Annotated in this window: 27 protein-coding genes; 11 read left to right on the top strand and 16 right to left on the bottom strand. The window is 66.5% G+C overall.

Translation table 11 applies throughout. The features are described 5' to 3' along the window. The first annotated feature begins 23 nt into the window (after nucleotides 1-23). Nucleotides 24-1,085, top strand: coding sequence for an NAD(P)H-dependent flavin oxidoreductase (locus tag ACQ4WQ_RS09365; RefSeq protein ID WP_436496438.1), 1,062 nt, complete (start codon nucleotides 24-26; stop codon nucleotides 1,083-1,085). Nucleotides 1,086-1,128: 43 nt separating this feature from the next. Here the strand turns inward: ACQ4WQ_RS09365 and ACQ4WQ_RS09360 are convergent, their stop codons facing one another. Beyond that, nucleotides 1,129-1,731 (bottom strand): glutathione S-transferase, encoded by a 603-nt coding sequence (locus ACQ4WQ_RS09360; protein ID WP_436496436.1) that lies wholly within the window; start codon nucleotides 1,729-1,731, stop codon nucleotides 1,129-1,131. A 3-nt stretch (nucleotides 1,732-1,734) separates the two neighbouring features. After that, the gene (locus ACQ4WQ_RS09355) at nucleotides 1,735-2,586 is read right to left on the bottom strand and encodes an alpha/beta fold hydrolase (protein ID WP_436496434.1); all 852 of its coding nucleotides are present in this window, start codon (nucleotides 2,584-2,586) and stop codon (nucleotides 1,735-1,737) included. A gap of 98 nt (nucleotides 2,587-2,684) precedes the next feature. Here ACQ4WQ_RS09355 and ACQ4WQ_RS09350 point away from each other — a divergent pair, with 98 nt between their 5' ends. Beyond that, the gene (locus ACQ4WQ_RS09350) at nucleotides 2,685-3,554 is read left to right on the top strand and encodes a LysR family transcriptional regulator (protein WP_436496432.1); all 870 of its coding nucleotides are present in this window, start codon (nucleotides 2,685-2,687) and stop codon (nucleotides 3,552-3,554) included. Here the strand turns inward: ACQ4WQ_RS09350 and ACQ4WQ_RS09345 are convergent. The 3 genes from ACQ4WQ_RS09345 to ACQ4WQ_RS09335 form a co-directional block, all read right to left on the bottom strand. Continuing rightward, a complete protein-coding gene (locus ACQ4WQ_RS09345) occupies nucleotides 3,551-4,783 on the bottom strand; it encodes a hypothetical protein (protein ID WP_436496430.1) in 1,233 nt (410 codons plus the stop codon). The genes ACQ4WQ_RS09350 and ACQ4WQ_RS09345 overlap by 4 nt on opposite strands. Nucleotides 4,784-4,931: 148 nt before the next feature. After that, nucleotides 4,932-5,726, bottom strand: coding sequence for a TOTE conflict system archaeo-eukaryotic primase domain-containing protein (locus ACQ4WQ_RS09340; RefSeq protein ID WP_436496428.1), 795 nt, complete (start codon nucleotides 5,724-5,726; stop codon nucleotides 4,932-4,934). Nucleotides 5,727-5,773: 47 nt separating this feature from the next. Then, nucleotides 5,774-7,309 carry an MFS transporter gene (locus tag ACQ4WQ_RS09335; RefSeq protein WP_436496426.1) on the bottom strand — a complete coding sequence of 512 codons (1,536 nt, stop codon included), beginning with the start codon at nucleotides 7,307-7,309 and terminating at the stop codon, nucleotides 5,774-5,776. Nucleotides 7,310-7,426: 117 nt separating this feature from the next. Here ACQ4WQ_RS09335 and ACQ4WQ_RS09330 point away from each other — a divergent pair, with 117 nt between their 5' ends. Both ACQ4WQ_RS09330 and ACQ4WQ_RS09325 read left to right on the top strand, forming a co-directional pair. Further along, nucleotides 7,427-8,287 carry a LysR substrate-binding domain-containing protein gene (locus tag ACQ4WQ_RS09330; protein WP_436496424.1) on the top strand — a complete coding sequence of 287 codons (861 nt, stop codon included), beginning with the start codon at nucleotides 7,427-7,429 and terminating at the stop codon, nucleotides 8,285-8,287. A 61-nt stretch (nucleotides 8,288-8,348) separates the two neighbouring features. Then, a complete protein-coding gene (locus ACQ4WQ_RS09325) occupies nucleotides 8,349-9,068 on the top strand; it encodes an SDR family oxidoreductase (protein ID WP_436496422.1) in 720 nt (239 codons plus the stop codon). 50 nt (nucleotides 9,069-9,118) lie between these two features. Here ACQ4WQ_RS09325 and ACQ4WQ_RS09320 read toward each other — a convergent pair whose 3' ends face one another. After that, nucleotides 9,119-9,538 (bottom strand): hypothetical protein, encoded by a 420-nt coding sequence (locus ACQ4WQ_RS09320; protein ID WP_436496420.1) that lies wholly within the window; start codon nucleotides 9,536-9,538, stop codon nucleotides 9,119-9,121. A 97-nt stretch (nucleotides 9,539-9,635) separates the two neighbouring features. On the opposite strand from ACQ4WQ_RS09320, the gene gstA reads away from it, so the two are divergent. After that, complete coding sequence (gstA, locus tag ACQ4WQ_RS09315; RefSeq protein ID WP_436496418.1) at nucleotides 9,636-10,250, top strand: glutathione transferase GstA; 615 nt, start codon at nucleotides 9,636-9,638, stop codon at nucleotides 10,248-10,250. 243 nt (nucleotides 10,251-10,493) lie between these two features. Then, nucleotides 10,494-11,066, top strand: coding sequence for a DUF4337 domain-containing protein (locus tag ACQ4WQ_RS09310; protein ID WP_326458671.1), 573 nt, complete (start codon nucleotides 10,494-10,496; stop codon nucleotides 11,064-11,066). Nucleotides 11,067-11,072: 6 nt separating this feature from the next. On the opposite strand, the gene ACQ4WQ_RS09305 is transcribed toward ACQ4WQ_RS09310, so the two are convergent. The 3 genes from ACQ4WQ_RS09305 to ACQ4WQ_RS09295 form a co-directional block, all read right to left on the bottom strand. After that, nucleotides 11,073-11,693: a ParB-like protein gene (locus tag ACQ4WQ_RS09305; RefSeq protein WP_436496416.1), complete on the bottom strand. Its 621-nt coding sequence runs from the start codon at nucleotides 11,691-11,693 to the stop codon at nucleotides 11,073-11,075. Nucleotides 11,694-11,742: 49 nt separating this feature from the next. Next, nucleotides 11,743-13,404, bottom strand: a complete 1,662-nt coding sequence (locus tag ACQ4WQ_RS09300) for a SulP family inorganic anion transporter (RefSeq protein WP_436496414.1) — start codon at nucleotides 13,402-13,404, stop codon at nucleotides 11,743-11,745. A 64-nt stretch (nucleotides 13,405-13,468) separates the two neighbouring features. Continuing rightward, the gene (locus ACQ4WQ_RS09295) at nucleotides 13,469-13,765 is read right to left on the bottom strand and encodes a hypothetical protein (RefSeq protein WP_436496412.1); all 297 of its coding nucleotides are present in this window, start codon (nucleotides 13,763-13,765) and stop codon (nucleotides 13,469-13,471) included. A 117-nt stretch (nucleotides 13,766-13,882) separates the two neighbouring features. Between ACQ4WQ_RS09295 and ACQ4WQ_RS09290 the strand changes: the two genes are divergently transcribed. After that, nucleotides 13,883-14,980 (top strand): acyl-CoA dehydrogenase family protein, encoded by a 1,098-nt coding sequence (locus tag ACQ4WQ_RS09290; protein ID WP_436496410.1) that lies wholly within the window; start codon nucleotides 13,883-13,885, stop codon nucleotides 14,978-14,980. Here ACQ4WQ_RS09290 and ACQ4WQ_RS09285 read toward each other — a convergent pair. The 3 genes from ACQ4WQ_RS09285 to ACQ4WQ_RS09275 are packed head-to-tail and all read right to left on the bottom strand — an operon-like array spanning nucleotide 14,963 to nucleotide 17,706. Then, nucleotides 14,963-16,324: an MFS transporter gene (locus ACQ4WQ_RS09285; protein ID WP_436496408.1), complete on the bottom strand. Its 1,362-nt coding sequence runs from the start codon at nucleotides 16,322-16,324 to the stop codon at nucleotides 14,963-14,965. The genes ACQ4WQ_RS09290 and ACQ4WQ_RS09285 overlap by 18 nt on opposite strands. 38 nt (nucleotides 16,325-16,362) lie before the next feature. Continuing rightward, entirely contained in the window at nucleotides 16,363-17,010 is a 648-nt protein-coding gene (locus ACQ4WQ_RS09280) for a 4-carboxy-4-hydroxy-2-oxoadipate aldolase/oxaloacetate decarboxylase (protein ID WP_436496406.1), read from the bottom strand. Nucleotides 17,011-17,043: 33 nt separating this feature from the next. Then, nucleotides 17,044-17,706, bottom strand: coding sequence for an RraA family protein (locus ACQ4WQ_RS09275; protein ID WP_436496404.1), 663 nt, complete (start codon nucleotides 17,704-17,706; stop codon nucleotides 17,044-17,046). Between the two features lie 93 nt (nucleotides 17,707-17,799). Here ACQ4WQ_RS09275 and ACQ4WQ_RS09270 point away from each other — a divergent pair, with 93 nt between their 5' ends. The 4 genes from ACQ4WQ_RS09270 to ACQ4WQ_RS09255 all read left to right on the top strand — a co-directional run bounded on the left by ACQ4WQ_RS09270 (nucleotide 17,800) and on the right by ACQ4WQ_RS09255 (nucleotide 21,204). After that, nucleotides 17,800-18,693, top strand: coding sequence for a LysR family transcriptional regulator (locus tag ACQ4WQ_RS09270; RefSeq protein WP_436496402.1), 894 nt, complete (start codon nucleotides 17,800-17,802; stop codon nucleotides 18,691-18,693). A gap of 221 nt (nucleotides 18,694-18,914) precedes the next feature. Beyond that, on the top strand, nucleotides 18,915-19,748 hold the full coding sequence (locus tag ACQ4WQ_RS09265; protein WP_436496400.1) for an HDOD domain-containing protein: 834 nt from the start codon (nucleotides 18,915-18,917) through the stop codon (nucleotides 19,746-19,748). A 92-nt stretch (nucleotides 19,749-19,840) separates the two neighbouring features. Further along, a complete protein-coding gene (locus ACQ4WQ_RS09260) occupies nucleotides 19,841-20,272 on the top strand; it encodes a hypothetical protein (RefSeq protein WP_436497379.1) in 432 nt (143 codons plus the stop codon). Further along, nucleotides 20,269-21,204, top strand: coding sequence for a DUF2145 domain-containing protein (locus tag ACQ4WQ_RS09255; RefSeq protein WP_436496398.1), 936 nt, complete (start codon nucleotides 20,269-20,271; stop codon nucleotides 21,202-21,204). Before ACQ4WQ_RS09260 ends, ACQ4WQ_RS09255 begins: the two co-directional genes overlap by 4 nt. Here the strand turns inward: ACQ4WQ_RS09255 and ACQ4WQ_RS09250 are convergent. Genes ACQ4WQ_RS09250 through ACQ4WQ_RS09235 form a run of 4 tightly spaced genes read right to left on the bottom strand, consistent with a single transcriptional unit; the run spans nucleotide 21,201 to nucleotide 24,982 of the window. Beyond that, entirely contained in the window at nucleotides 21,201-22,490 is a 1,290-nt protein-coding gene (locus tag ACQ4WQ_RS09250) for a glycosyltransferase (protein ID WP_436496396.1), read from the bottom strand. The genes ACQ4WQ_RS09255 and ACQ4WQ_RS09250 overlap by 4 nt on opposite strands. A gap of 23 nt (nucleotides 22,491-22,513) precedes the next feature. Next, a complete protein-coding gene (locus ACQ4WQ_RS09245) occupies nucleotides 22,514-22,978 on the bottom strand; it encodes a GNAT family N-acetyltransferase (protein ID WP_436496394.1) in 465 nt (154 codons plus the stop codon). A 47-nt stretch (nucleotides 22,979-23,025) separates the two neighbouring features. Next, nucleotides 23,026-23,655 carry a Rossmann-fold NAD(P)-binding domain-containing protein gene (locus ACQ4WQ_RS09240; protein WP_436496392.1) on the bottom strand — a complete coding sequence of 210 codons (630 nt, stop codon included), beginning with the start codon at nucleotides 23,653-23,655 and terminating at the stop codon, nucleotides 23,026-23,028. Nucleotides 23,656-23,701: 46 nt separating this feature from the next. Beyond that, complete coding sequence (locus ACQ4WQ_RS09235) at nucleotides 23,702-24,982, bottom strand: arsenic transporter (RefSeq protein ID WP_436496390.1); 1,281 nt, start codon at nucleotides 24,980-24,982, stop codon at nucleotides 23,702-23,704. Nucleotides 24,983-25,113 lie beyond the last annotated feature (131 nt).

Raw genomic sequence — 25,113 nt, 5'->3', positions numbered from 1 at the left:
CTTAATTTCATGAAGGAAACATCATGAGCACCTCCCAGCGCTTCCTCGGCCGTCTCGGCTTGCAGCACCCCATCATCCAGGCGCCGATGGCGGGCGTTTCCACGCCGCGCATGGCCGCCGCCGTCTCGAACGCTGGCGGCCTCGGCTCGCTGGCCATCGGCGCCGGCACCGTGGCGCAGGCGCGCCAGATGATCGAGGAAACCCGCGCGCTGACGGATCGCCCTTTCAACGTGAATGTGTTCTGCCATGCGCCGGCGGTACGCGATGCGCGGCGCGAAGCGGCCTGGCTGGCCCATCTGGCGCCCCTGTTCGCGGAACTGGGCGCGGCCGTGCCTACGGAACTCGACGAGATCTACCAAACGTTTCTCGGCAACGAGGCCGCGTTCGCCCTGCTGCTGGAACTGCGCCCCGCCGTCGTCAGCTTCCATTTCGGCTTGCCGGCGCAGCCGCAGATCGCCGCCCTGCGCCAGGCAGGCGTCTACACGATGGCCACGGCCACCAGTGTGCGCGAGGCGCTGCTGATCGAACAGGCGGGCGTGGACGCCATCGTGGCGCAGGGCGTGGAAGCGGGCGGACACCGGGGCGCGTTCGACCCGCAGGCGCCCGACGAGCGCCACAGCACCAGCGTGCTGCTGCGCCTGCTGGCGGGCCGCACCACCCTGCCGCTGATCGCGGCAGGCGGCATCATGGATGGACAAGGCATCCGCGCCGCGCTGGACCTGGGCGCCGCGGCGGCCCAGCTGGGCACGGCGTTCGTGCTGTGCCCGGAATCGTCGGCCAACGCGGGCTACCGCGCCAACCTGCAAAGCGAACGGGCGGCAAGCACGCGCCTGACCAGCGTCCTCTCGGGCCGCCTGGCGCGCGGCATGGTGAACCGGCTGATCGAACATGGCGAAGCGCCGGGCAGCCCGCCGCCGGCCGACTATCCCGTCGCCTACGATGCCGCCAAGCAATTAAATGCGCTGGCCAGCCGGCACGGCGACAGCGACTTCGCCGCGCAATGGGCGGGCCAAGGGGCGCCGCTGGCGCGGGAAATGGGCGCGGCGCAGCTGATATCGGCGCTGCGCGCGGAAATGGCGGCCTGATTGAGCATGTGCCGCATGCTCAATCAGGCCACCGCAACCGGCGTCAGGCCATGGGCGTCGCGACAAACACCGCTTGCTGTTCCGCCAAAGCCGCAAACCGGGCCACGGCCGGATACTCGCCTGCCGGCAATGCATCGGGCAACATGGACTGTGTAAAACTCCAGGCGACCGCGATGCTGATACCGGCGATGCCCAGGCAGTCCGGCGCGTCGTGCCGCACGGACGCGTCCAGCTGTTGCCAGGCACCATGCAATTGCAGCTGGACGCGGTCCAGCCAGGGCTGATGCTGTTTCTCCGGCGGGCGCAGGCGCCGCTCGTACACGATCTGCACGGCTTTTTCGCAGGCCGCCAGCGCCAGCGCCGTCTGGCACAGCGCGCGCAAGCGGGCCGGGCCCGGTTCCGGCCGGAGGCGGGGCGCGCCCACGGCCAGCTCCTCCAGATAGCCGATGATCAGCGTCGAGTCCATCAGCACTTGTCCGTCATCCGTGACCAGGGTCGGCACTTTGACGGCCGGATTGATTTTCCTGAACGTATCGAAATCGGAAAACACCGACAGGCTCCGGTGTTCATATTCCAGCCGCAATACTTTCATGCAGATGGCGACGCGCCTCACGTAGGGAGAATCGAGCATTCCAATCAATTGCATGGCCTAGCTCCTTTCCAGATTCTGAATGAATGCAATCACTTGCGCGGCGACAGGCTGCGGCACATCTTCCATCAGGAAATGCCCGGCCTGTTCATACAGGTGCACGGCGGCGCCAGGGATGTCGCGCTGCAGGCGCCGCGCATACGCCACCGGCTGCCACGCGTCTTCCACGCCCCACAGAATTTGCACGGGCAGATCCAGCCGCGGCAATTGCTCCGCAAAGTCCATGGTATAGCAAGCGTTGTAATGCGCCACCTGATGCTGGTAGAACGATGGCTGTCCCACCACGCCGCACAGGGGCGCCAGATAGCGCTCCAGGGTGTCATCGCACATGCGCTCCTTGCGGAAGACGGCCATCTTCAGCTGGCGCACCATGGCACTGCGGTGGGCGTCGTGCGCCTGTAGCGCATGGCGCGCATACTCATCGCGCATCGCCTTCCACGTGGGTGACGGCCAGGAATCATAGCTGGGGATATCGGCCAGGGTCAGGCCATGCAGGCGCGGCGCATGCCCGAAGGCCAGCCGCAGCGCAATGGCGCCGCCGATATCGTGGCCGAACAAATGGGTTCTGGGCAACTGCCAATGGTCCAGCAGCGCCAGCAAAATGCCTGCCTGGGCGGCCACGGACGTATCGGCATGGACGGGGCGCTCGGAAGCGCCATACCCCAGCAAGTCATACAGGTGCACCTGGAAACCCGCACGCACGAACAGCGGCACCAGTTCGCGCCAGATGATGGAATGGGCGGGCGTGCCGTGGACCAGCACCAGTGGCGTGCCGGCGCCATGGATGCCCGTCGCAATGCGGCTGCCGTTGATCAGGGCCTGGCCGTTCAGCAATGGCGGAGTCATCTTCATCGTCGTCCTCAAGTGTCAATACTGCAGACTAAGCATTGACTGGGCATGACACAAGTGACATTCTTCGCACCTAACCATCAACTTTTGTCATGATCAACATGAATATGCGCCTTTCCGTCGACGCACTGCGGGTTTTCAGGACCGTGGTGCAAACAGGCAATATGAGCCAGGCCGCCTCCCTGCTGCATCTGAGCCAGTCCGCCATCAGCTGGAAAATCAAGCGGCTCGAGGAGCAGCTGGGATGCCAGTTGCTGCTGCGCGGCGGCAAGACGCTGGACTTGACGGACCAGGGCGCCGCGCTGCTGCAGCATGCGGCCAGGATCGTGGAGGCGCACGATGCGGCCGTCGCCTGCTTTTCGCCTTCGACCATGCGTGGCCAGCTGCGTATCGGCGTGGCGGAACAGGTTTCCCTGCCCGAGGTCTGCACGGTCATCGCGCTGTTCGCGCACCGGTATCCGAAGGTCGAGGCGCAACTGGTGATCGAACAAAGCCAGCACCTGCGGCAACGCTTCGCCAGCGGCGAACTCGACATCATCGTGCACCAGGATTTTGCCGGCACGGCAGCCTCCGACGACAGGCCGCTGTGGACGGAAAACCTGCACTGGTGCGCCCCGCTGGCGGGGCAGCACCTGTCAGGAGATCTTGTCAAACTCATCAGCTATGGACCCGACTGTTTTTATCGCCGCCTGGCCGAAGAAAAGCTGCATGCGGCAAGCATGGCATGGTCCGTGGCGCTGGAATGCCCCTCCATCAGCGGCATGCTGACGGCCATCGCCGCCGGCCTGGGCGTGGGAATCATGAACGAACGCAGCATGGGCGGCACCGTGCGGCGCTTTGCCGAACTCGAACGACTGGCGCCCCTGCCCCAGGTGACCAACCTGCTTCGGGTCAATGCGGTCGTGCCCGACCCGGCACGCGACGCGTTTTGCGCAATGCTGGCAACGGCGCTGCACCGTCAGCCAGGCTAGCGCATCGGCGCCTTGAGCGCGAACTTGAGTTCCGGCGTCAAGTCGCTGGCCGCCTCCAGGACCAGGCCCGTTTCGTCATTGGCCATTGGTGCTGCTGGCCGGATCGTCATTTCGCAGCCGGACGGCCCATCGGCCGTCTGCACCGTGCCGGGCAACAGCACATCCGGCGTCCTGGCGCTGCGGATCGTCCAGCTTTTCTGGCAGATCAGGCGCGGCAAGTCGAAAGCCACCTGGAACGATTGATCCACCTGCACCACGCGCGTGGCATTGGGCGTCGCGTTGACCAGCTGGGCAACGGTCTCGTTAATGGTCTTCAAATCGGCGTCCACCGTAGCAATGTCCTGCGAGTTGACGATATAGGTATCGAACTGGCTGAACGAAATGCTTTTCGAGAACGTCGCATTCCCAGCCGTATTCGCGGAGGCGGAGAGCACGCCGATCCCCGCGCCGGCATTGCCTGACAGCGTAGTCTGGCCCTGGAATGACGATGCCCCCGCGCTGGAAATCCACACGGCGGGAAACATCCTGCCCGACGACACCTTGGTGCTGTCGGGCGCGGCGGGGTCGGCACCCCTGATTTCCCGCGACAGGGAATACATCACGCTGATGCGCTGGCGGCGGGTCAGGTTGCCGCCGATATCGGGCGCCAGCGCCAGCGCGACGGGGGAAAAGACGGAGGCCTTGACCGCCAGCATGGATTTTTTTGTCTCCAGCGCGTTTTTTGCGGCGATGGCGCCGTCATTGCCGGAAATGCCGCCGGCCACGCTGATGGACGAATTGAGAAAGCCCGAGCAATCCATGGCATAGGCAAAATTATTCGCCTGCGTATCCATATTGCGCAGCGGATCGAAGCCCGTATAGGTTTCCGCACCGGTCAATGTCAGCTGCCGGACACGCGATTTCGTATCGATGAAGAAGGCCGTATTCAGCACCCGCAAGACGCTCTGGCCCGAATACTTGTCGACTTCCGCCGCCAGATCGCTGGCCAGTATGCTCTTCAGCTCGCCTGGAATGTAGGCCTTGTCTTTCTTGTCCAGCTTTTTCGTCAGCTCCTTGGGCAAGACACAGCCGCCATTCTTGAAAAAGCTGTTGAGCTCGTTGCCCAGATCAACGGCATTCTTTTCCTTCTGGAAGTTGGCCGTCAGGCTCTTGACGGAGACGACAGCATAGGCGGCACAGCACTGCAGCGACAAGATCAGCGTTGCGGCAAAAAAGCGTGTACGTTGCATGGCCATCCCCTTTTTTGGAATTGAAGAGTCTGCATATTCCTGCCAGCATGCCAAAAAGGCAATCTCCAAATATCACAAGCGGGGGATTTATTTCGCTAGTTGCACTTCCGCAACAATTCTTCAAGGCTGCCGGCAGCCAGCCAAACGATCAGGGCAGCCGGTGCCGGAACGTCGGCTCGATATGGCGCGCATGCAGCCAGCGCACGATGTCTTCCAGGGTAGCGTCCTGCAACAGCAAACCCGGCGCCATGGCGGACGTTTCCGCTGGCAATGGAGCGGCGACGGGAGCAGGCGCGGCCTCAGCCAGCCCCGCATGCCCCTGCAGCTTGGCCAGCGCCTGCGCGAATTGTCCCGGGTTGATGCTGCGCAAGCTTTCCAGGAAACCCAGCTGGGCGGCGGGCGGCGGCGGCATGTCCAGGCCCGGCTCGTCGACGAAGGCGGCGCCCATGCTGGGGTGGATGAAGGCAGCCCATTTGCCCGAGGGCTGCAGGCATGGCGGCAGCGCCGCCTGTTCCACGTAGTCTGGCGGCGCGACGGCGAGGATGTCCGTCGAGGCGGGCAAAAAGGTCGAGCGCAGCAGCTGCACGAACTGGCGCGCCTGGGCGACGGGCACGGGCGTGGCCAGGGACAGCCACAGCTGGAACGCCGTGCCCGAGATGCTGACGGCAGGCGCCGGCAAGTCCAGCTCGTGCTGCACGGCATTGGCGATCGTGCACAGCGCGCTCCAGTGCGCCTCGCCGCCGCCCTTGCCGCCAAACTCCAGCACCAGCGCGCGCGCCAGGCCGTGTCCGCTCACCAGGCGCACCGCCACCGTCTGCTCGCCCGACAGGTGGCGCGCCAGCACGGCCGGCGTCATCGGCTGGACGCCGCCCTGCGCATCGATGTAGTGCTGCTGCTCCTCGAACAGATACAGGCGGGTGAGTTCGGAAATCAGTTTATGCATGGGCAGCCTCGTAATGACGTTGAGCAACACTTGTCAACGTGCCCCGATTATAGCCTTCCCGCCCTTGGCGCACCCACCCTCCCGGCGCCGAACACCAGCCAGCTGGCCGCGGCGAACAGGCAGGCGGCCACGCCGCCGTACAGCATCACGGCGCCAAAGCCCTGTGCCAGCGCAAGCTGGGCCACGCCGGCCGGCAACGCGCCGGCGCCCTTGCCTGCCGACAAATCCTCGGCCATGGCGCGCAAGGCGGCCGCGTCCAGTCCGCCAGGCAGATGGGGCCGCAAGGCGGACTGGATGGCGCCGACGAGGATAAAACCCATCAGCGCGATATTGATGGACAGGCTGACCATGCGCGCGCTGATGTCGATGCTCGACGCCATGCCGGCCCGTTCGCCCGGCACGGCGCCCGTCGTCGTATTCGTGACGGGCGTATTCGTCAGGCCCAGTCCCGTGCCGGCCAGCAGGCAGCCGGGCAGGATGGTCAGCCAGCTGGCGGCGTCCGCATGGCTGCCCCACAGCATCAGCAGGAAACCCGCGCCGATGGCCAGCATGCCGGCGGGAATGACCGCATCGGCGCGGTAGCGCAGCGCCAGCCGCTCGGCCAGCGGCGGCATGAGCAAGGTGGGCAAGGTGTAGGCCAGCAGGGTCAGACCCGTGCCCACGCTGCTGTAGCCGAGGCCATGCCGCACGTACAGGGGCAGATAGATCATGAACGGCCAGAAACTGCAGTTCATGCCGGCCGAGCCGAGCAAGGCGCCCGAGAAGCGGCGGATGCGGAAGACGGCAAAATCGACCATCGGCTCAAGCTGGCGCCGTTCGATGGCGGCAAACAGCATCAGGCTGAGCAGCGCCACGGCCAGGCTGCCCACGGTGCGCGGGTCGGAAAAGCCCAGGGCCGGCCCCTGCGTGATGCACCAGGCCAGACTGAACACGGCCAGCGACAGGGTGGCGATGCCCGCCACGTCCAGCTTGCGCCGCTGCGGGTCGCGCGATTCCGTCACGCCCAGGCCCGCCAGCAGCAGTGCGACGACGGCCAGCGGCCCGTGCACGAGGAATACCCATTGCCAACTGGACAGTGCGACGATGGCCGCGCCGATGATGGGTCCGAAGCCCAGGCCAAGTCCAAACACGATGCCCCAGGCGCCAAATGCCCTGCCCCGCGCGGCGCCGGCCGGGAACTGCCGCGACAGCACGGCCACCTGGCAAATCAGCATGGCGCCGCCGGCCGCGCCCTGCAGTGCACGGCCGGCGATCAGCACGCCCGTGCTGCCGGCCCAGCCGCAGACCAGCGAACTGGCGCCGAACAGGGCCAGGCTGGCCAGCAGCAAACGCTTGCGGCCATAGCGGTCGGCCAGGGTGCCTGTGGCCATCAGCACCGTGGTGCAGGCCAGCGTGTAGGCGTTCATGATCCACTGCAAATCCTTGAAGTCGCCATGCAGCAGCGTTTCCAGGGTGGGCAGGATGACGGGTACGCTGGAAATTTCCAGCCCGAACATGAGCGAGGCCAGGCACACGGCGGCCAGGGTCAGGGTATTGTGTTGCGAAGTAGTTGGTAGCATCGAAGCCTTGATGTCGGTAGTCATGGAGGGGCGCGTGGGACGGCGCACCGCGAGCCGCCATTCTAGAAAGCCTCGACTCATGAGGGAAATGATAAAATTTTGTACAATTCATTCATTTTCATCATGAATCGCGGGAACCCCATGGACTTCGATACCGCCCTGCTGCGCGCCCTGGTTGCCGTAGCGGACACGGGCGGCTTTACGCGCGCCGCCGAACGGCTGCACCTGAGCCAGTCCGCCGTCAGCCACCAGATCCGCCGCCTGGAAGAGCAGGCGGGCACGGCGCTGCTGCAGCGCACGACACGCAGCCTGCGCCTGACGGAAGACGGCGAGGATTTTCTGCGCCACGCGCGCCAGATCCTGGCGGCCCAGGATGCGCTGTCGCGGCGCTTTCAGCGTTCCTCGATCGCGGGCGCCGTGCGCTTTGGCGTGCCGGAAAATTTCATGGGCGCGCGCCTGCCTGCCCTGCTGGCGCAGTTCGCGCACCTGTTTCCCGCCGTGCGCCTCGACGTGACGGTCGGCACTTATCTTGACTTGCAGAACCTCATCGCCGCCGATGCGCTGGACCTGGCCGTCGTCATGGCCCTGGCCGATAACGGCGATGAGACGGCCGTGCTGCGCCGCACGCGCTTCGTCTGGGCGGCGGCGCACGATTTCCGCCATGACGGCGCGCTGCCCCTGCCGCTGGCGTTTTCACCGGCGCCCTGCATGCACCGGCAAGTGGGCGTCGACGCCCTCGATGGCGCCGGAATCGACTGGCGCGTGGCGTTCACCTCGCCCAGCCAGCAAGGCTTGCGCGCGGCCGTGCTGGCGGGCCTGGCCATCACGGCCCTGCCGCAAGGCGACCTGGAGCCGGGCATGGTGGTCATCGATGGCCAGCATGGCTTGCCCGCCCTGCCCGCCGCGCAGTTCCAATTGCTCTGGCGCGCCGCCGGCAGCACGGCGGCCGCCGAAGCGTTCGGGCAATTGCTGCGCGAGTGGTCAGCCGCTGCGGCGACGTGAATTTGCGAAAAAGTGTAGCCTTCGCAGGTGTGCATTTTCAGGCCAAAGGACATCCTCTCCCATGCAACCTCGTACTTTCCTCGTCACCGGCGCGACACGCGGCATCGGTCATGCCATCAGCACCCTGCTGCATCAGCAAGGCCATCGGGTGATCGGCATCGCCCGGCACACTGCAGGCGTGGACTTTCCGGGCACCTTGGTGGCCTGCGATCTGGCCGATCTGGCGCAGACGGCGGAAGTGCTCAAGGCGCTGGAAAAACAGTTTGATATCGATGGCATCGTCAACAATGCGGGCATTGCCTCGCCCCAGCCGCTGGGTCAAATCGACTTTGCCACCTTGCAGAGCGTCTTCGACCTGAACGTGCGCACCGCCATCCAGGTGACACAGCAGTTCGTCGATGCGATGAAGCAGCGCCGCTATGGCCGCATCGTGAATATCTGCAGCCGCGCAGTCTACGGCAGCGTGGACCGCACCGCCTATTCCGCCGCCAAAAGCGCGCTGGTCGGCTGCACGAGAACCTGGGCGCTGGAGTTGGCCCAGCACGGCGTAACGGTCAATGCGATCGCCCCAGGCCCTGTGGAAACAGCACTGTTCCGCAAGACGCGCCCCGTCGGCAGCGAAATGGAACGCCAGGTTCTTGCCACGATACCAATGCGGCGACTGGGACATCCAGATGAGATTGCCGCTGCCGCCGGCTTCCTGCTATCGGAGCAAGCCAGTTACGTGACAGGTCAAGTCTTGGCGGTGGATGGCGGAGGCAGCCTCGGCGGGCGTGCCTGACAAGTCGGCACCAGCAGCAAGGCCGGCGCCGGCGTGGCCACGCCAGTCACTCAACGCCGTTCGCCCCCTTGCGTGCCGGCCAGCCTTTGCTCATGGCGTCGGCTCAGCATGGCTGCCACTATCGCGGCCCCGAAGGCAAAGCATAGCCAGCATGCGAAGAAAATATCGGCTGCATACGGTGCGCGGTCCCAATAGCTGTCACCTTGCTTCAGCTTGAGCAATATGGCGCGCCATATGAACAGACCGCTCCAGGCGATGATGCTTGCAATGACAAAAGCAAGAATGGAGTAAAGAAAAGTTTTCATCATGCGATGGAGAAAAAGCGAATCTTCCCGGCTTTGCGGAGATCCGACCAAATGGCAGGAATGACAATGCCAAAGCGCGTGCGCCAGTTCGGCGGCCGCCAGGCAGTGATCTTCATCAGGATGAATCCAGCACTTGCGCCATCCCCGGGCTTTGAGCCAGCGCAATCGTTTACCAAGGTGACCAGTCACCACGCGAACACGCGTTTACCGTGCGGCAGCACAGGATTATAGTGGCTGCTTTCCCACCTGTTCAAGGATCGCCATGAAACTCTTTTACTCGCCGGGCGCCTGCTCGCAGGCACCGCACATCATCCTGCGCGAAACGGGCACACCGTTCACCCTGGTCAAGGTCGACCTGGGCCAGCACCGCACGCAGGAAGGCGGCAATTACTATGAACTCAACCCGAAAGGCCAGGTGCCGCTGCTGGCGCTCGACGATGGGACGACCTTGAGCGAAGGCCCCGTCATCGCCCAGTACGTCGCCGAACGGGCCGGCAGGCAGGATTTATTGCCGCCGGTAGGCAACTTTGCCCGCTACAAGGTGCTGGAATGGCAGAACTACATCACGTCCGAGCTGCACAAGTCATTCAGTCCCCTGTTCGACCCCCGCTTCGACGCCGCCACCAAGGCCTTGTTCATCGAGCAACTGGGCAAGAAATTCAAGTGGGTGGACAGCCGCCTGGAAGGCCGGTCCTATCTGACGGGCGACACGTTCACGGTGGCCGACGCCTACCTGTTCGTCATCACGGGCTGGGCGCCGAACGTGGGCGTGGACTTGTCCGCGCTGGCAAATCTGCAAGCCTTCCTGGGCCGGGTGTCCCAGCGCGACAGCGTCAAGGCTGCCTGGGAAGCGGAAGGACTGGCAAAAAGCGCCTGAATCCCGCGCCGCGGTGCACGGCTCACGTCTTTTCAGACTTGCCGTGCATCGCCATGATGGTGTGCTGCATCAGCGCGCACGGCGAACACTGCGGCCTTCCACCTCTTTTTGAACGACCTCTTTCGCGCCCGCGTCGCGCATCGGGCGGGGTGGGATGGGCCTGATCGGCCGGGCACGCTGAAGGCTGCGGCCCGATCAGGTATCATCGCGCCATTTCCCACCCCGCTACGCGAAAGATATAGCATGGAAGACGAATACGAAGTGCCCAATCCTTATGAACACGCCGTCGAAGAGGCTGCGGAAAAGGATCGCGATGGCTTGACGCAAAAAATCGCGCTGATGACGGCCATCCTCGCCACGATAGGCGCGATGGTCAATTATCAAAGCGGCAACGCCCAGAACGAGGCGATGTTTCTGAAGAACGAGAGCATCCTGCTGCAGGCGCAGGCGAGCGACCAGTGGGCCTTGTACCAGGCGAAATCGACCAAGGGGCATATCGCCGAGGCAACGGCGGCGTTGGCCACCGCGCCCGAAGTCAAGGCCCGCTTCCTGGCCGAACAAGCGAAGGAAGACAAGGCCAAGCTGCAAGTGCAAGCCAGCGCGCGCAAGCTGGAAGAGCAATCACGCAAGCTGGGCGAGGAATCGGACGCCAAGCTGCGCCCGCACCATCGTCTGGCCCTGGCACTGAGCCTCATCCAGATCGCCGTGGCGCTGGCCGCCATCACCGTGCTGACGCGGCGCCGCTGGCTGCTGTGGGGTTCCGTCGGCGCCGCGGCGGCCGGCATACTGGCGGCCGCCAGCGCCTTCCTGCTGTAGACGCCGTCAAGCGGGCGGCAGGACGCCGCTCCAGCCGGGCAGATAGCGCGCCTGCTGGCTGCGCGCCAGTTTCATCGCTTGCGCCAGTGCTTTGGAAAAACTCTTTTGCAGGATGGCCAGCGCGATACGGCTGCGCAGGAAATCGGCCCACAAAAATTCGCTGAAGGGCGTCACATCCTTGGCGTAGCCGCCGGCGTTGCGCAATTCGCCGGCCAGGCTGCGGTAGGGATCATCGTGCAAGCCGCTCAGGTGCCGGGGGATGGCGGAAAAATCGCGGCGCAAGCCTTCGCTGTCGTAGGGGTGCACCCACTGGTGGTGGTCCATCACGTGCCAGAAGTGCAAGGGTTCCAGCCAGGACAGATCCTTGAGGATCATCAAACTGACGCTTTTCACGCCTTCCTGGTGCAGCGCCAGGCCGAAATGGTGGTGATCGACGATGTAGTGGCGTCCTTCCGGGCCGATGATGCCGGGAAACCAGTGATCTGCCAGCGCCGCCGCCCGCGCCTTCCTGCCCAGGCCGGCCCAGTGCGCGCGCTTGAACGCCACCTCGGCCATGCCGACCGTGATTTGCGTCGGCAGCAGCTTGTTCAGCCTTGCCTTGAGCAGTTGCGGTTTCGCCCTTGTCATGCCGTCTCCCGAGATGCCTCGCCTGGCCGCCAGCGTAGCATAATCGCCGCTACTTTTCAGGCGCGGCTGCGTCCAGCAGGCGCACGGCCTCGGCCACGCTCAATTCGCTGAGCAGCAGCGCCGGCCCCGCCTGGACGGCCAGCATGTCGCCCAGCGCCAGCTGCAGCACCGCGTGCGCCGGCTCCTTCAGACGCGCCAGGGCCAGGGACAGCCCCTGCTGCCGCACGAACGCGGCAAAGTCGCGCAAGGCTTCGACGCTGCTGCCATCGAGGTCGGGCGACTCTTCCAGGCTGAGGATCACCTTGCGCAGCGGACCGGCCCGCTCCTCCAGCATGGCACGCGCCAGGTGCAGGCTGCGCTCGGCATTGACAAAGAACAAGGGTTCATCGAGGCGCAGTATCAGCAGCTCCGGCTGCGCCCGGGCATCGCGATGCAGCGCCAGCTTGACGTAGTCGTGGCTGTCGCCCAGCCGCCCCAGCACGGACATGCCCGGGCGCGACAGGCGGCGCAGCATCAGCAGCAGGCTGATGGCGATGGCCACCAGCAGGCCGTCGAGCACGCCGAACAGCAGCACGCCGGCAATCGCCGCCAGCACCAGCAGGCGGTCGCGGCGCCAGGTAAAGTATCGCTGCAAGGAAACAGGGTTCAGGGTATGGCTGACGGCGTGGATGACCACGGCGGCCAGCACGGGCACGGGCGTAAACGCCACCAGCGGCAGCAGGGTCAGCACGATGACGCCCACCACGGCGGCGGCCACCAGCCCCGCCAGGCGCGAGGTGGCGCCGGCCGCCTCGTTGGCCGACGTGGCCGAATAGCCGGCGCCCACCGGCATGGCTTGCAGCAATCCCGCCAGCACGTTGGCCGCGCCCAGCGCCAGCAAGTCGCGCTCGGGCGCCACGGGGTCGCCATGCTTCAAGGCAAAACTGCGGATGGCGCCATACGATTCCGCATAGAGGATCAGCGCCAGCGCAAACGCCAGCTCGGCCAGGCGCGTCCATTCCTCCTGCGTCAGGCGCGGCAGGACGGGCATGGCCAGGCTGACATCGATGGCGCCCACCAGGGCCACGCCGTGGCCGGGCAGATCCAGCCAGCGGCCAGCGCCGATGCCCAGCGCGATGATGATCAGGCCGGCGGGCCAGCGCTGCGCGCGCCGCAGCAGGAACAGCAACAGCAGCGCCGCCGCGCACAGGGCCGCGCCGCGCCCGTTCCACTGCCCTGCCCGCGCCAGCAAGCCGGGCACGAGATGCAGCACGTCGCCCTGCGGCGGCTGCACGCCCAGCACGCCGGGCAGCTGTTTGACGATGATGACGATGGCAAGACCGAAGGAAAAGCCCCGCAACACGGGCTTGGCGATGAATTGCGTGACGCTGCCCAGCCTGGCTACCCAGGCCAGCAGGAAAAATCCTCCCGTCAGCATCACCAGCCCCGCCATCAGCATGAGCCGGTGCCCCGCCGTGCCGCCCGGCATGGACGCCATGGCCGCGGCCAGCACGGCGGCCGACGACGACGTGGCCGAAACGATGGCAAAGCGGCTCGTGCCCAGCACGCCATAGCACAGCAGGCCCGCGAACAGGGCCAGGATGCCCGCCTGCGGCGCCAGGTTGCCGATGCTGGCATATGCCACCGCTTCCGGCAACAGCAGGCCGGCGATCGACAGGCCGGCGCTGACATCCTGCCAGCGGTTCGTTTGCGTCGCAGCCGATGTGCTCATGGCGAGGCTCCTGGTGGCTGGCACGGGTCCGCGCCATGGTGCGGCAAAACGGCGGCATGCGGGCTCACGGCGCCTTGGAGCGGTCCACTTCCGTCACTTGTCTGCCGGCGCGAAAGATGGAATAGATCGCCCCGCCGATGCGTTCATAGGGCACGTCCGGCTCCGTCCGCAAGGCAACGCTGGCAATGTTCTTCTCGGCCAGGACGGCCAGCATCTCTTGCACCGTGTGGACGCGCTGGCCCGCCACGATGATGTCTTCCTTGCCCACCATGACGACCGGCGGCGGTGGCGGCACGCTGGCGCAAGCGGCCAGGCACAGCAGCAATGCCGCCGCGCTCCCCGCATTGACGATTTTGCACATGTTTCCCCCTTTCCTGCAGCTTACAGGCGCCGGACTGGCGCCGCAACAGGCGCGGACTATCCCCGGCCCGCCGCGCTGTGCGAAAATGCCCGCCTTTGCCATTGCCGGATACCGCCCATGCCGCACGCTGCCATTGCTACCCTTTCCGAGCGCGACGCCCGGCGCATCGCCCGTCACGCCCAGGCGGCCGATACCGCCCGCTTTCTGCATCCGGCCCAGCAAGCCTTGCTGCACCAGCGCGGCTGGCTGACGATGCTGGCGCCGCGCAGCGCAGGCGGCGCGGAACTGCCCTTGCCGCAAGTGGTGCGCCTGGAAGAAGCCGTGGCCGCCGCCGACGGCAGCATGGGCTGGGTGCTGACCCTGTGCGCGGGCGCCGGCTGGTTCGCGGGCTTTCTGGCGCCGGAACTGGCGCGCGCCATCATCGGCACGCCCCGCGTCTGTCTGGGCGGCAGCGGCGCGGCCACCGGTCATGCGGAGGAAGAAGGCGACGGCTACCGCATCACGGGCAGCTGGGACTACGCCAGCGGCGCGCCGATGGCCACGCACTTCACCCTGAACGCCCGGCTGCGGCGCGATGGCCAGCCCCTGCTCGATGCGAACGGCCATCCCCGCATCCGCGCCTTCCTCGTGCCCGCCGCGCTGGTGCAGCTGGTGCCGTCGTGGAACAGCCTCGGCATGCGCGCCAGCGCCTCGCACAGCTACCGCATCGACGGCGCATGGGTCGGCAAGGAACACGGTTTTACCATCAGTCCCGATACCGCGACGGCCGACGGTCCCCTGTACCGCTACCCCTTCTATTCGCTGGCCTACGTGACGCTGGCCGCCAACGTGGCCGGCATGGCCGCACATTTCATGGAATTGGCCGAAGAATGCATGCGCCACCGCCGCCATGCGCGCGCCGGCCTGCCGCTGCTGGAGGTGCCGGGAGTGATTTCCATGCTGCAAGGCAGGAAAGACGCCTTGATCGCCGCCCGTACCCGCTTCTATGCCGTGCTCGACGCCAGCTGGACAACGGTGGCGGGCGGCGCGGCGCTCGACGCCGGCGCCATGCAAGCCGTGCAGGCCAGTTCGCTGGATTTGGTGGCAATCTGCCGCGCGGCCGTCGACGGCCTGTACCCGTATTGCGGCCTGTACGCGGCCCGCGAAGACAGCACCATCAACCGCGTGTGGCGCGATTTCCACACGGCCAGCCAGCATTCACTGCTGCTGCCCTGAAGGCCGCAGCTTGAGCGGTTCGGCAATGGTCAGCACCACCAGGAAGGTCAGGCAGGAAATGGCCGCCATGAAGCCGAACACATAGTCCCAGCCGTAATGATCTAACAGCATGCCGACGATCCACGGCGTGGCCGCGCCGCCCAGCTGGCCGCCCATATTCACGACGGCATTGGCGACGGGAAACTTTTCCTTCGACACGAACTGCATCGGATACACCATGTAGGCGGAAAAACCGATGCTCAGCAGCATGCCCGTGAGGAACAGCAGCGCGCCGTATTGCAGCGGGTCGGCCGGCGCATGGATCAGCAAATACATCATGACGGCCGTCGACAGGGCGGAAATCAGCATGCCCGGTTTGCGGCGCTTGTCGAGCACGCGGTCGGCCAGCAAGCCGCCGAGGATATTGCCGAAGACGGCGCCCACCCACGGCGCGGCCGCCACCATGCCCATGTTCATGATGGAAAATTGTTTTACCGTCAGCAAATACGTGGGAATCCAGGCCAGCAGCACGCTGGAGATGCCCAGCTGGCAGCAGTAGCCGAGCGCGCAGCCGAGGATATTCCACGATGCAAACACGCCACGGCTGGTGCTGACCGTCGGTACCACGCGCACGCGGATCAGCCTGTCGAGCCAGGGCATGGGCCGCGACGTGGCCGCCGCGCCGGTGCTGGTGCCGTCCGGCGCCTTTTCCTCAATGACGGCCAGTTCTTCGGCGTTGACGAAACGGCTTTTGGCTGGCTTGTTGCTCACCAGGAAATACCAGAAGATCGCCAGGATCACGCCGGGCACGGAAAACCAGATGAATACCTCGCGCCAACCCCAGGCGGCGATGATGGCCGCGCCCAGGATGGGCGTGATGACGGGGCCGAACTTGACGGCGGACAGGAACAAGCCCGACGCCGTCCCCTTTTCACGCGAGGGAAACCAGTGATTGATGGTGGTGGTCACGCCAATCGGCAACGGTCCTTCGGCCAGGCCCAGGCCGATGCGGCACAGTTTCAGTGACAGCAAGGAACCCACGAGCCCCGTCAGGCCCGTGGCAACCGACGTGAGCACCATGGAAATGGTAAACACCTTGCGCACGCCGAACTTCGACAGCAGCCACGCGGAAGGCAGTTGCGCCAGCGCATAGGCGACGAGGAAAAGGCTGACGAGGCCGCCCGCGTCGGTATTGCTCATTTCGAACTCCTTGCGCAAGAACGGCAAGACCACGCCCAGGTTGGCGCGGTCGGCGGCGGCAATCGTGTAGACGATGAAAAACAGGGCCGCGACGACCCAGCGGTAGCGCGTGGGACGGCGTGCCGCCGGAACCGCGTCGGGCGCGGCGTTAATGGTGGTATGCATGGGGTGTCTCCTGGTTTTTTTTGAGTGACGGGCACGGGTCAGTGCAGTTCCAGCCGGCGCAAGGTCTCTTCCAGCCCCAGCAGGTCGACGGTCGTGGCGCCGTCTCGGATCCGCTGGCGGAATTGCGCTTCCTTCTCTTCGCGCTGGCGGCTTTTCAGCAGCACCGCGTCCACCTCGTGGCGCCGCACCACCACCACGCCATCCTGGTCGCCAACGATGATGTCGCCGGGATCGATGCCGACGTCGCCGATGGTGACGGTCACGTTGAGGCGCCCCGGCTGGTGCTTGCCCGTGCCCTTGATCGACAGGCCGCGGCTAAAGACGGGAAAGCCCGCCTCGGTCATCGCGGCCGCATCGCGCACGGCGCCGTGGATCACCAGGCCAGCCAGGCCGATGCGCTGTGCCTGCTCGGTGAACACGTCGCCCCATACGCCCGCTTCCAGGAAACCCTTGGCGTCGACCACCAGCACGTCGCCGGGCCGGGCCTTGAGCATGGCGTAGTGCAGCATGAGGTTGTCGGCCGGGCGCGTATCGACGGTCAGTGCGGGGCCGGCCAGACGCATGCCGGGCGCAATCGGCCTGATGCCGCTGTCGAGCGCACCTTTCGCGCCCTGCGCTTCATAGATGGTGGCCGCGCCCAGCTGGCGCAGGGCGTGCAGGGTCGCAATGGAAACAATCTGGTCCATGATGTGCTTTCTGAGAGGTAAATAAAGGGGGAATCAGGCGGTCGCAGGCTTGCGCTGCAGGGTGTGGTAGCCGAACTGGCGCCGCGCGTCGCGCAGGGACATGCCGTCCAGCGCGGCGGCGACGATGGCGCGCTCGACCGCCTGCATGGCCAGAGCGCGCCCGAATACGGCGCGCGCCCTCGCCGCCGGCACGATCACGACGCCATCCTGGTCGGCCACGACGATGTCGCCTGGTGCCACGCGCACGCCGGCCAGGCTGACGGGCGCACCGACGGCGTCCACCTGCACCCGGTCCTTGCCGGTGCGCATGAAGCGCCCCAGCGCAAACAGGGAGTAGCCGGCGGCGTCCGCTTCGGCCGTGTCGCGGCACACGCCGCCGATGACGGTGCCGGCCACGCCCCGCTGCGCCGCCAGCTGGCTCATGATGCCGCCCCAGACCGTGCAATCGGCGCGGCCGGCGTTATCGAGCACGGCGATGGCGCCCGCCGGAATATCGTCGAGGTAATCGCCCACCGTGCCGGGGGACTGGCTGTCGACAGGCGCGAAACGCACGGTGAAGGCGGGACCGAACAGACGCTGCGGCCCGGCCACCGGGACGATGCCGGGCACGCTGCCGGGCACGCCGAAATAATCGAGCGCGTCCGATATCTCCGCGCTGCTCAGGCCGCGCGCCTGCGTGAATACACTGCCTTCCATGAAACGTCTCCTCGTCTTGTTGTCGTGGAGTCCAGTTTCATATAAAGTGTTTTCAATATCAAACATCGATTATTGACTCTTGGATCAATAAAAATGAACTTAAGACAGTTGCGATATTTTTGCGAGGTGGTGGAAGCGGGCAGCGCCGCGCACGCCGCCGAGCGCCTGCACGTGGCGCCGACGGCCATCAGCATGCAGCTGGGGCAGCTGGAAGCCCACCTGGGCGGCGAGCTGTTCGACCGTTCGCGCCGCCCGATGGAGCCGACGCCGCTGGGCCGGTTTTTCTATCCGCGCGCCAAGGAACTGTTGCTGCAGGCGGTGCGCCTGGACGACGAGGCCAAGGGCCTGGCGACGGGCAGCCACGGCTGGCTGGGCATCGCGTTTACCCGCTCGGCTACGTTTTCCGTGCTGCCGCGGGCCATCCGCCAATTTCGCGCCGCCTATCCGCAGGTGCAGCTGGACCTGGTCGAGGCCCTGTCCGAATACCAGCCGGCGCAGCTGCGCCAGGGGCGCATCGATATCGGCCTGTCGCGCTTCATCGGTCCCTGCGAGGCGCCGCCCGACCTGCGCCACGCGGTGACCCTGGACGACCCGCTGGTGGCCGCCCTGCCCCTGCACCACCGGCTGGCGGGACGCACGTCGCTGCGCGCCGCCGAGCTGGCGGACATCCCCTTCATCCTGTATCCGAAAGACCCGATCAGCCCGTTCGGCCAGCAGATCGTCGCCGCGCTGAAGGCGGCGGGCGCCGAGCCGGCCGTGGCGTATTCCGCCGTGGAAATCTACACGGCCCTGTCGCTGGTGGCAGCGGGATTGGGCGCCACCCTGGTGGCCCGTTCGATCGCGGAAAACAACCGCACCGACGTCGTTTTCCTGCCCGTGGACGACATCGCCACAAGCACCACCGTGGTGGCCGTCACGCGGGCCGATGAAAAAAGCCGCCTGGTGGCGGCTTTCCTGGAGATATTGGCGCACGGCGAACGGCCCTGACCACCGGGGTCACCGTCAGCCGTCACGTGTTCCAGCCAGCTGGCGGCCGTGACAAGCCTGACAGTGCTGGCTCGCGCTGATTCACGGCGCAACTCCACCAGCGCTTACCCGCTGGGCAGATGCATATACCGTGCACGGCCGATGACAGAAAGGCTGGCGGACGCCATGCGGACCGGATTGCCTGATAATATGAGGCATTGCTACTTCTCGCTCCCCACTCCATGCACGTCAACACGCTCAGCAGCCTGGCACAACTCTTGGCCAGCGCCGAAACGGAAACCCTGGCCTTTCCCACCAGTATCAACACGGCCCTGCTCCTGCAAAAGGAACTGGCCAACCCGGATTGCCATTCGGCCGACATCAGCCGGCTGCTGCTGTGCGAACCGACCTTGTCGGCGCGCGCCGTGGCGCTGGCCAATTCGGCCCTGTTCGCGCCCGGCCAGGCGCCCGCCATCACCAGCGTGCGCGCCGCCGTCGAACGGCTGGGCCACCGCAACCTGTATGCGCTGGCGACGGCGGCCGTCATCCGCCAGCTGAACGCGGGCATCCGCGACGAAGCCCTGCGCGCCCATGCCACCCAGCTGTGGGCGCACACGGTGCACGTGGCGGTGCTGGCGCACGCGCTGGCAGGCGCCGTCACGCACACGGATGCCGACACGGCGCTGTTCGCCGGCATCGTGCATGAAGTGGCCGGCTTCTATTTGCTGGCCCAGGCCGACAAGACCCCGGGCCTGTACGCCCAGCTCGAAACGCAGATGGCGTCCGCGCTGGAAGTGATCGGCCGGGGACTGATGCGCCAGCTGGGCGTGCCGCAGCAGGTGGCCGACGCCGTCAATGCCTTGCCCGGCTCGACCATCATGCTGCCGCCCGAAGGCTTGCGCGACACGCTGCTGCTGGCCAAGGCGCTGGCGCCGGTTCCTTCGCCGCTGCCGCAGGCCGGCATCACCGTCAGCGCGCCGCTGCAAGCCTACCTGGAACACGATCCCGTGCTGCAGGCGCTGCGCACACAGCCGTCGGCCGAAGCGAAGGGCCTGATCGAGGTGCTCCTCAGCTGATGGCCGATCTGCTATGATGGCGCAGGCCGGGATGGACCCGGTCCGCTTTCATTGATGTGCACTGGAAAACTGCCTTGACTACCTCCTTACGCATGCTCGGCCTGGCCGCAGCTCTGACCATGGCGTGCAACGCCAACGCCGACAGCTTCGTTTCCTCGGCCTCCAGCGCCGGCTCCCAGTCGAGCGGCAGCATTTCCGATTCGCTCAACGGTTCGAGCAACAGCTCCTCGCGCGACAACAAGGTGGCCAATGGCCCCTACCGCATCATCGACGTGGCCGCCGTGCCGGGCCGCGACGGCATGACGCGCTTGACCATGCAGGCCAACGCCACGGCCACGCCGCTGGTGCTGGACTTGCCGCAAGCGGCGCTCGACAAGCAGCAGCTGGCGCAGGGCGACGTGGTGCATGCGCAAAACCGCGCCTACGGCATCGAATTCTCGCGCAACGACACGCGCGCCGCCTTCTTCCTCGTGCTGGCCGACGACTGGTACGGCGAACTGGCCACGCGTCCCGTCAGCCTTTGATCCGTTTTCTCCTGCACCGCCCGGCACTGCTGCTGGGCGTTTGCGCCATCTTCAGCGCCGGCGCCGTCCAGGCAGGCACGTCGCTCGCCTCGTCGCGCTTTTGCGACCGCGCGCAGGAACTCACGGCGACGGAACAGGACCGGCTGCTGCGCTTTGCCGCCGTCGTGCGCGAGGAACTGGCCGCCAGCGAAGGCAGCGTGGCCCTGATCAGCCGCTCCGGCCTGGACCTGGCCCGCTTCGGCATCCGCTATTCGCATGCGGCGCTGGCCTGGCGCCACGACAACGACAGCGGCTGGTCCGCCCGCCAGCTGTACTACGCCTGCGACGAAGGCCGCCCGCGCATCTTCGACCAGGGCACGGCCGGTTTCGCCATGGGCACGGCCAACCCTGCGCTCGGCTACATCTCGCTCGTGAAACTGCCGGCCGAAACCGTGCCGCCCCTGCGCCGCGCCCTGCTCGACCCCGTGCGCGTGCAAGAGCTGCTGGCGGGCCGCTACAGCGCCAACGCGTACGCCTTCAATTTGAAATACCAGAACTGCAACCAGTGGGTGGTGGAAATGCTGGCCGCCGCCTGGGGAGAGCTGCCCGCAGGCAGCGACTTGCGCGCACGCGCCCAGGATTGGCTGCGCGCCGCGCCTTACAACCCCGCTCCCGTGGACGTGGGCGCCCGCTGGCTGATGCTCGGCTCCATCTTCGTGCCCCTCGTGCACATGGACGACCATCCGCCCGAAGCCATCGGCACGATGCGGCTGGCAGTAAGCCTGCCGGCCAGCCTGGAAGCGTTCGCGCGCCAGCGCCTGCCCGCCAGCGAGCGCGTGGAAATCTGCCACGACGGCAAACAGGTGGTCGTGCACCGGGGCTGGGAACCGGTCGCCGACGGCTGTATTCCTGGCGCGAACGACCGCGTCATCGCCCTCGACGATACGCCCTAGGCAGTCCAGGCGGCCAGCGTCGCTTCGACCTGATCGAGCAAGTGCGCTGGCTGCGGCCCCTGCCCCATCCGGCGGGCCACCTCGCCGCACGCCAGTTGGACGGCGGGCGCGGCCAGCAGGCGCGCCAGTTGCCGCCGCATGCGCCCGGCCGACAAACGCCTGGCCAGCAAGACATCCCCCACGCCGAGCCGCTTGATCCTCCAGCCGTTGTCGAACTGGTCGTACGCGAACGGCACGATCAGTTGCGGGATGCCCGCGCGAAAGGCGTCCGCGCTGGTGCCGATGCCGCCATGGTGCACCACGGCCGCCACGCGCGGCAGCAGCGCCGCAAACGGCACGTACGCCTGCCACATGACGCTGGGGGGCAAGTGCTGCGGCACCTGCGCCGCATGGGACGTGAGGAACAGGCCGCGCCGTCCCAGCCGCCGCAACACGTCCAGGGCGATGCTGAAATAGCGCTGCGCGTGCTGGTGACCGGTACCGGGCGTAAAGACGATGGGCGGCTCGCCCTCGCCCATAAAGCGTTCCAGCTCCGGCGGCAGCGCCGCAGCGCCATGCGGGGCGGCGCAGGGGAAACCGGCTTGCACGAAGTGCGGCGGCCAGTCCGCCTGCGGGGCGGCGAACCAGGCGGAAAACAGCCCCAGCGAGGCATCCGGCGCGGCCAGCATGTGCGCGAAAAAATGCGCTTCGGGCGGCAGACCGTACTGCGCGCGCGCGCCGTTCAGGCCGGGCAGCAGCACCGGGTCGACCATGCCGCGGTGGATCAGCCGCCACAGGGCCTGGCGCCAGGCGAGCGGCACCCACGCGGGAATGCGCAGCGAGCCGGCCGCCAGGAAATCATGGCTGCTGCACAGGTTCGATGGCGCCAGGTAGGCCGCGACGATGCGCAGGTCCGGGCGTGCCGAGCGCGCCAGGGCGGCCATCGGCACGAGGAAAGGATGGCACAGCACCACGCACTCTTCACCGTCCGGCAAGCCTTGCACCACGTCGCGCACGGCGCCCAGGTGCGGCACGAGGCCGCGCCACACCACGCCCCAGCCTTTGCGCTCATCCCACAGGCCCGGGTCGCCCAGCATGACCTGGCCCTCCGCCGCACTGCCGAAGGTGCGATACGGCAGCCCTGAGGCCAGCGCCGCCGCTTCCTGCCAGGCTGGCACCAGCAGCAGCACGCGCCGCCCCCGTTGCCGCAAGCCCTGCGCCAGCGCGATAAACGGTTGCATGTCGCCGCCGGTGCCGTTGCTGGCGATGATGACGAGCGGCGCTGGCGGGTGGCGGTCATCAGCCATGGCGCCTCCGTGTCTGGCGGCGCTCATCGGTGCGCGCCGCGCGCCGGCAATTGCAAAACCATATCCCACTGGTCGATGCCAGGTCCGAAGCCATCGGGCGTCACCTTGACGGGCACGAAGCCGTAGCCCGCATAGAAGCCCTGCGTGTGCTGGCTGGTGTTCATGCTCACCTTGGCGACTCCCGGCGTGGCGCCGATGGCACCCAGGCGCGCCTGCGTCAGCGCGCGGCCCAGCCCCTGGCCGTGCAGATCCTGCGCCACCATGCCCCAGCACAGGCTGGCGGTTGAGCCGTCCGCCTCGATGGCGTGGCCGCCGCAGGCGACGATGCGGCCGTCGCGCAGAATGACCAGATACGGATGCGTCGAGGTATCGAGCCAGGCGGCAAAGTCCGCGCGCTCGGACGGGTCGAAAAAGCGCGGCGTGTTGCCGTCGAAAAGAGCGAGGCAGGCGTCGCGGTCGCCGGCCCGGTAAGGACGTACTGTTTGCATTTTATGTACTCAAAAGAACATGAACGCCGATTATACGGGGTGCGCGTTCAGGCCAGATCTTCCGAAGCGACGACGTGCACGCCCGGCGCGGCGGCCAGCGCCGCTTCCAGCAGGGCGGCGGCGATACGCGGCGCGGGATTGATGCGCCAGCGGCGCGGCAGGACGGGACCGAGCACGCGCAGCAGGCGCAAGGCGGCGCCCTCGCCCGCGCGCGCCTCGTCGCGCTCGCCGCCGATCAGGCCCGGCCGCACGTAGGTGAGCGATCTAAAACCCAGCGCTTCCAGATCGCGCTCCAGCTCGCCCTTGACGCGGTTGTAGAAGATGCGCGAGCCGGCATTGGCGCCGGCCGCGGAATTGAGCGCATACGTGCGCGTGCCGGCCGCCAGCGCCAGGCGCGCCACGGCCAGCGGATAGTCGTGGTCGACGCGCCGGAACAACTGCCGCGTACCGGCCAGCTTCATGGTCGTGCCCAGGGTGCAGATGACGGCGTCCACCTGCCACCACGGTGCGTCGGGCGGCAAGCGGTCGAAATCGACGAGCGGAGCATCGAGCTTGGGATGCGCGGGCAAGGGCTTGCGCACGGGGGCGACGACCTGGCTGACGCGCGCGTCACTCAACGCCAGGCGCAGCACTTCGCGGCCCACGAGGCCGGTGGCGCCGACGAGCAGTAATTTCATTGCATCCCAGTATAAAGTTGCTCACAGCCACCACCATACACGGAACTCAGGACAGGCGCAGCGCCAGCGCCGCCAGGGTCACCAGCAGCACGGGCACGGTCAGCACGATGCCGACGCGGAAATAGTAGCCCCAGGAAATGTGGATGTTCTTGCTGTCGAGCACGTGCAGCCACAGCAAGGTGGCCAGGCTGCCGATGGGCGTGATCTTCGGGCCCAGGTCGCTGCCGATGACGTTGGCGTAAATCATCGCTTCGCGCACGGCGCCCTGCGCCGTCGTCGGGTCGATGGCCAGCGCGCCCACCAGCACCGTCGGCAGGTTATTCATCACGGACGACAGCAAGGCCGTCAGCACGCCCGTGCCCATGGCCGCGCCCCACACGCCGTATTGCGCACAGTGATTGAGCATGCCCGTCAGGTAAGCCGTCAGGCCCGCATTGCGCAAGCCGTACACGACCAGATACATGCCCAGCGAAAAGACGACGATCTGCCACGGCGCATGGCGCAGCACGTGGCGCGTGGAAATCACGTGCCCCTTGCCCGCCACGCCCAGCAGCAGCGCGGCGCCCACGGCGGCGATCAGGCTGATGGGCACGCCCAGGGCTTCTTGCGAGAAAAAGCCCACCAGCAGCAGCGCCAGCACCAGCCAGCCGGCGCGGAAGGTCCCCAGGTCGCGGATGGCGGCGCCCGGGCGCTTCAGCTGCGCCACGTCATAGTCGCGCGGGATATCCTTACGGAAAAAGAGCAGCAAGGCCGCCAGGGTAGCGGCCACGGCGACGACGTTGACGGGCACCATCACGGACGCGTACTCGGCAAAGCCGATCTTGAAATAGTCGGCCGAGACGATATTGACCAGATTCGACACCACCAGCGGCAGGCTGGCCGTATCCGCAATGAAACCGGCCGCCATCACGTAAGCCAGGGTGGCCCTGGCGGAAAACTTCAATGCCCGCAGCATGGCGATGACGATGGGCGTCAGGATCAGCGCGGCGCCGTCATTGGCGAACACGGCGGACACCAGCGCGCCCAGCAAGACCAGCAAGGTAAACAACTTGCGCCCGCTGCCGCCGCCCCAGCGCGCCACGTGCAGGGCCGCCCACTCGAAGAACCCCGCCGCGTCGAGCAGCAGGCTGATGATGATCACGGCAACAAAGGTGCCGGTGGCGTTCCACACGATATGCCAGACGACGGGGATGTCGCCCCAGTGGATCACGCCGGCCAGCAAGGCGACGCCGGCGCCGATGACGGCGCTCCAGCCGATGCCCAGGCCGCGCGGCTGCCAGATGACGAGGGTTAAGGTGGCGAGAAAGATCAGGAAGGCGGTGAGCATGGGGCAGTCGTCCAGGAAAAAGCGCGAATAATATTCAATATTTCAATACTACTGGAATTATCAAATAAATGTAAGGCGAGAAATGCCCATGCCCGTGACATCCATGGCTATACTAGCCAGATGCGTGGCCC

Origin of the sequence: Janthinobacterium goodfellowi, from assembly GCF_051380695.1 — a bacterium.
In the GTDB taxonomy this organism is placed as follows: Bacteria; Pseudomonadota; Gammaproteobacteria; order Burkholderiales; family Burkholderiaceae_D; genus Janthinobacterium.
The sequence above is the reverse complement of the archived record's forward strand: the minus strand, read 5'-3'. Positions and strand labels throughout refer to the sequence as shown.

What these genes read in the sequence shown, in the direction of transcription:
- ACQ4WQ_RS09350 (WP_436496432.1), top strand. Translation starts at nt 2,685, where the DNA reads ATGAATATGCGCCTTTCCGTCGACGCACTGCGGGTTTTCAGGACCGTG.
- ACQ4WQ_RS09260 (WP_436497379.1), top strand. Translation starts at nt 19,841, where the DNA reads ATGCTCGGCCTGGCCGCAGCTCTGACCATGGCGTGCAACGCCAACGCC.
- ACQ4WQ_RS09240 (WP_436496392.1), bottom strand. Translation starts at nt 23,655, where the DNA reads ATGAAATTACTGCTCGTCGGCGCCACCGGCCTCGTGGGCCGCGAAGTG.
- ACQ4WQ_RS09330 (WP_436496424.1), top strand. Translation starts at nt 7,427, where the DNA reads ATGGACTTCGATACCGCCCTGCTGCGCGCCCTGGTTGCCGTAGCGGAC.
- ACQ4WQ_RS09360 (WP_436496436.1), bottom strand. Translation starts at nt 1,731, where the DNA reads ATGCAATTGATTGGAATGCTCGATTCTCCCTACGTGAGGCGCGTCGCC.
- ACQ4WQ_RS09365 (WP_436496438.1), top strand. Translation starts at nt 24, where the DNA reads ATGAGCACCTCCCAGCGCTTCCTCGGCCGTCTCGGCTTGCAGCACCCC.
- ACQ4WQ_RS09250 (WP_436496396.1), bottom strand. Translation starts at nt 22,490, where the DNA reads ATGGCTGATGACCGCCACCCGCCAGCGCCGCTCGTCATCATCGCCAGC.
- gstA (WP_436496418.1), top strand. Translation starts at nt 9,636, where the DNA reads ATGAAACTCTTTTACTCGCCGGGCGCCTGCTCGCAGGCACCGCACATC.
- ACQ4WQ_RS09245 (WP_436496394.1), bottom strand. Translation starts at nt 22,978, where the DNA reads ATGCAAACAGTACGTCCTTACCGGGCCGGCGACCGCGACGCCTGCCTC.
- ACQ4WQ_RS09235 (WP_436496390.1), bottom strand. Translation starts at nt 24,982, where the DNA reads ATGCTCACCGCCTTCCTGATCTTTCTCGCCACCTTAACCCTCGTCATC.
- ACQ4WQ_RS09300 (WP_436496414.1), bottom strand. Translation starts at nt 13,404, where the DNA reads ATGAGCACATCGGCTGCGACGCAAACGAACCGCTGGCAGGATGTCAGC.
- ACQ4WQ_RS09285 (WP_436496408.1), bottom strand. Translation starts at nt 16,324, where the DNA reads ATGCATACCACCATTAACGCCGCGCCCGACGCGGTTCCGGCGGCACGC.
- ACQ4WQ_RS09355 (WP_436496434.1), bottom strand. Translation starts at nt 2,586, where the DNA reads ATGAAGATGACTCCGCCATTGCTGAACGGCCAGGCCCTGATCAACGGC.
- ACQ4WQ_RS09270 (WP_436496402.1), top strand. Translation starts at nt 17,800, where the DNA reads ATGAACTTAAGACAGTTGCGATATTTTTGCGAGGTGGTGGAAGCGGGC.
- ACQ4WQ_RS09340 (WP_436496428.1), bottom strand. Translation starts at nt 5,726, where the DNA reads ATGCATAAACTGATTTCCGAACTCACCCGCCTGTATCTGTTCGAGGAG.
- ACQ4WQ_RS09280 (WP_436496406.1), bottom strand. Translation starts at nt 17,010, where the DNA reads ATGGACCAGATTGTTTCCATTGCGACCCTGCACGCCCTGCGCCAGCTG.
- ACQ4WQ_RS09310 (WP_326458671.1), top strand. Translation starts at nt 10,494, where the DNA reads ATGGAAGACGAATACGAAGTGCCCAATCCTTATGAACACGCCGTCGAA.
- ACQ4WQ_RS09290 (WP_436496410.1), top strand. Translation starts at nt 13,883, where the DNA reads ATGCCGCACGCTGCCATTGCTACCCTTTCCGAGCGCGACGCCCGGCGC.
- ACQ4WQ_RS09295 (WP_436496412.1), bottom strand. Translation starts at nt 13,765, where the DNA reads ATGTGCAAAATCGTCAATGCGGGGAGCGCGGCGGCATTGCTGCTGTGC.
- ACQ4WQ_RS09265 (WP_436496400.1), top strand. Translation starts at nt 18,915, where the DNA reads ATGCACGTCAACACGCTCAGCAGCCTGGCACAACTCTTGGCCAGCGCC.
- ACQ4WQ_RS09325 (WP_436496422.1), top strand. Translation starts at nt 8,349, where the DNA reads ATGCAACCTCGTACTTTCCTCGTCACCGGCGCGACACGCGGCATCGGT.
- ACQ4WQ_RS09275 (WP_436496404.1), bottom strand. Translation starts at nt 17,706, where the DNA reads ATGGAAGGCAGTGTATTCACGCAGGCGCGCGGCCTGAGCAGCGCGGAG.
- ACQ4WQ_RS09305 (WP_436496416.1), bottom strand. Translation starts at nt 11,693, where the DNA reads ATGACAAGGGCGAAACCGCAACTGCTCAAGGCAAGGCTGAACAAGCTG.
- ACQ4WQ_RS09335 (WP_436496426.1), bottom strand. Translation starts at nt 7,309, where the DNA reads ATGACTACCGACATCAAGGCTTCGATGCTACCAACTACTTCGCAACAC.
- ACQ4WQ_RS09345 (WP_436496430.1), bottom strand. Translation starts at nt 4,783, where the DNA reads ATGCAACGTACACGCTTTTTTGCCGCAACGCTGATCTTGTCGCTGCAG.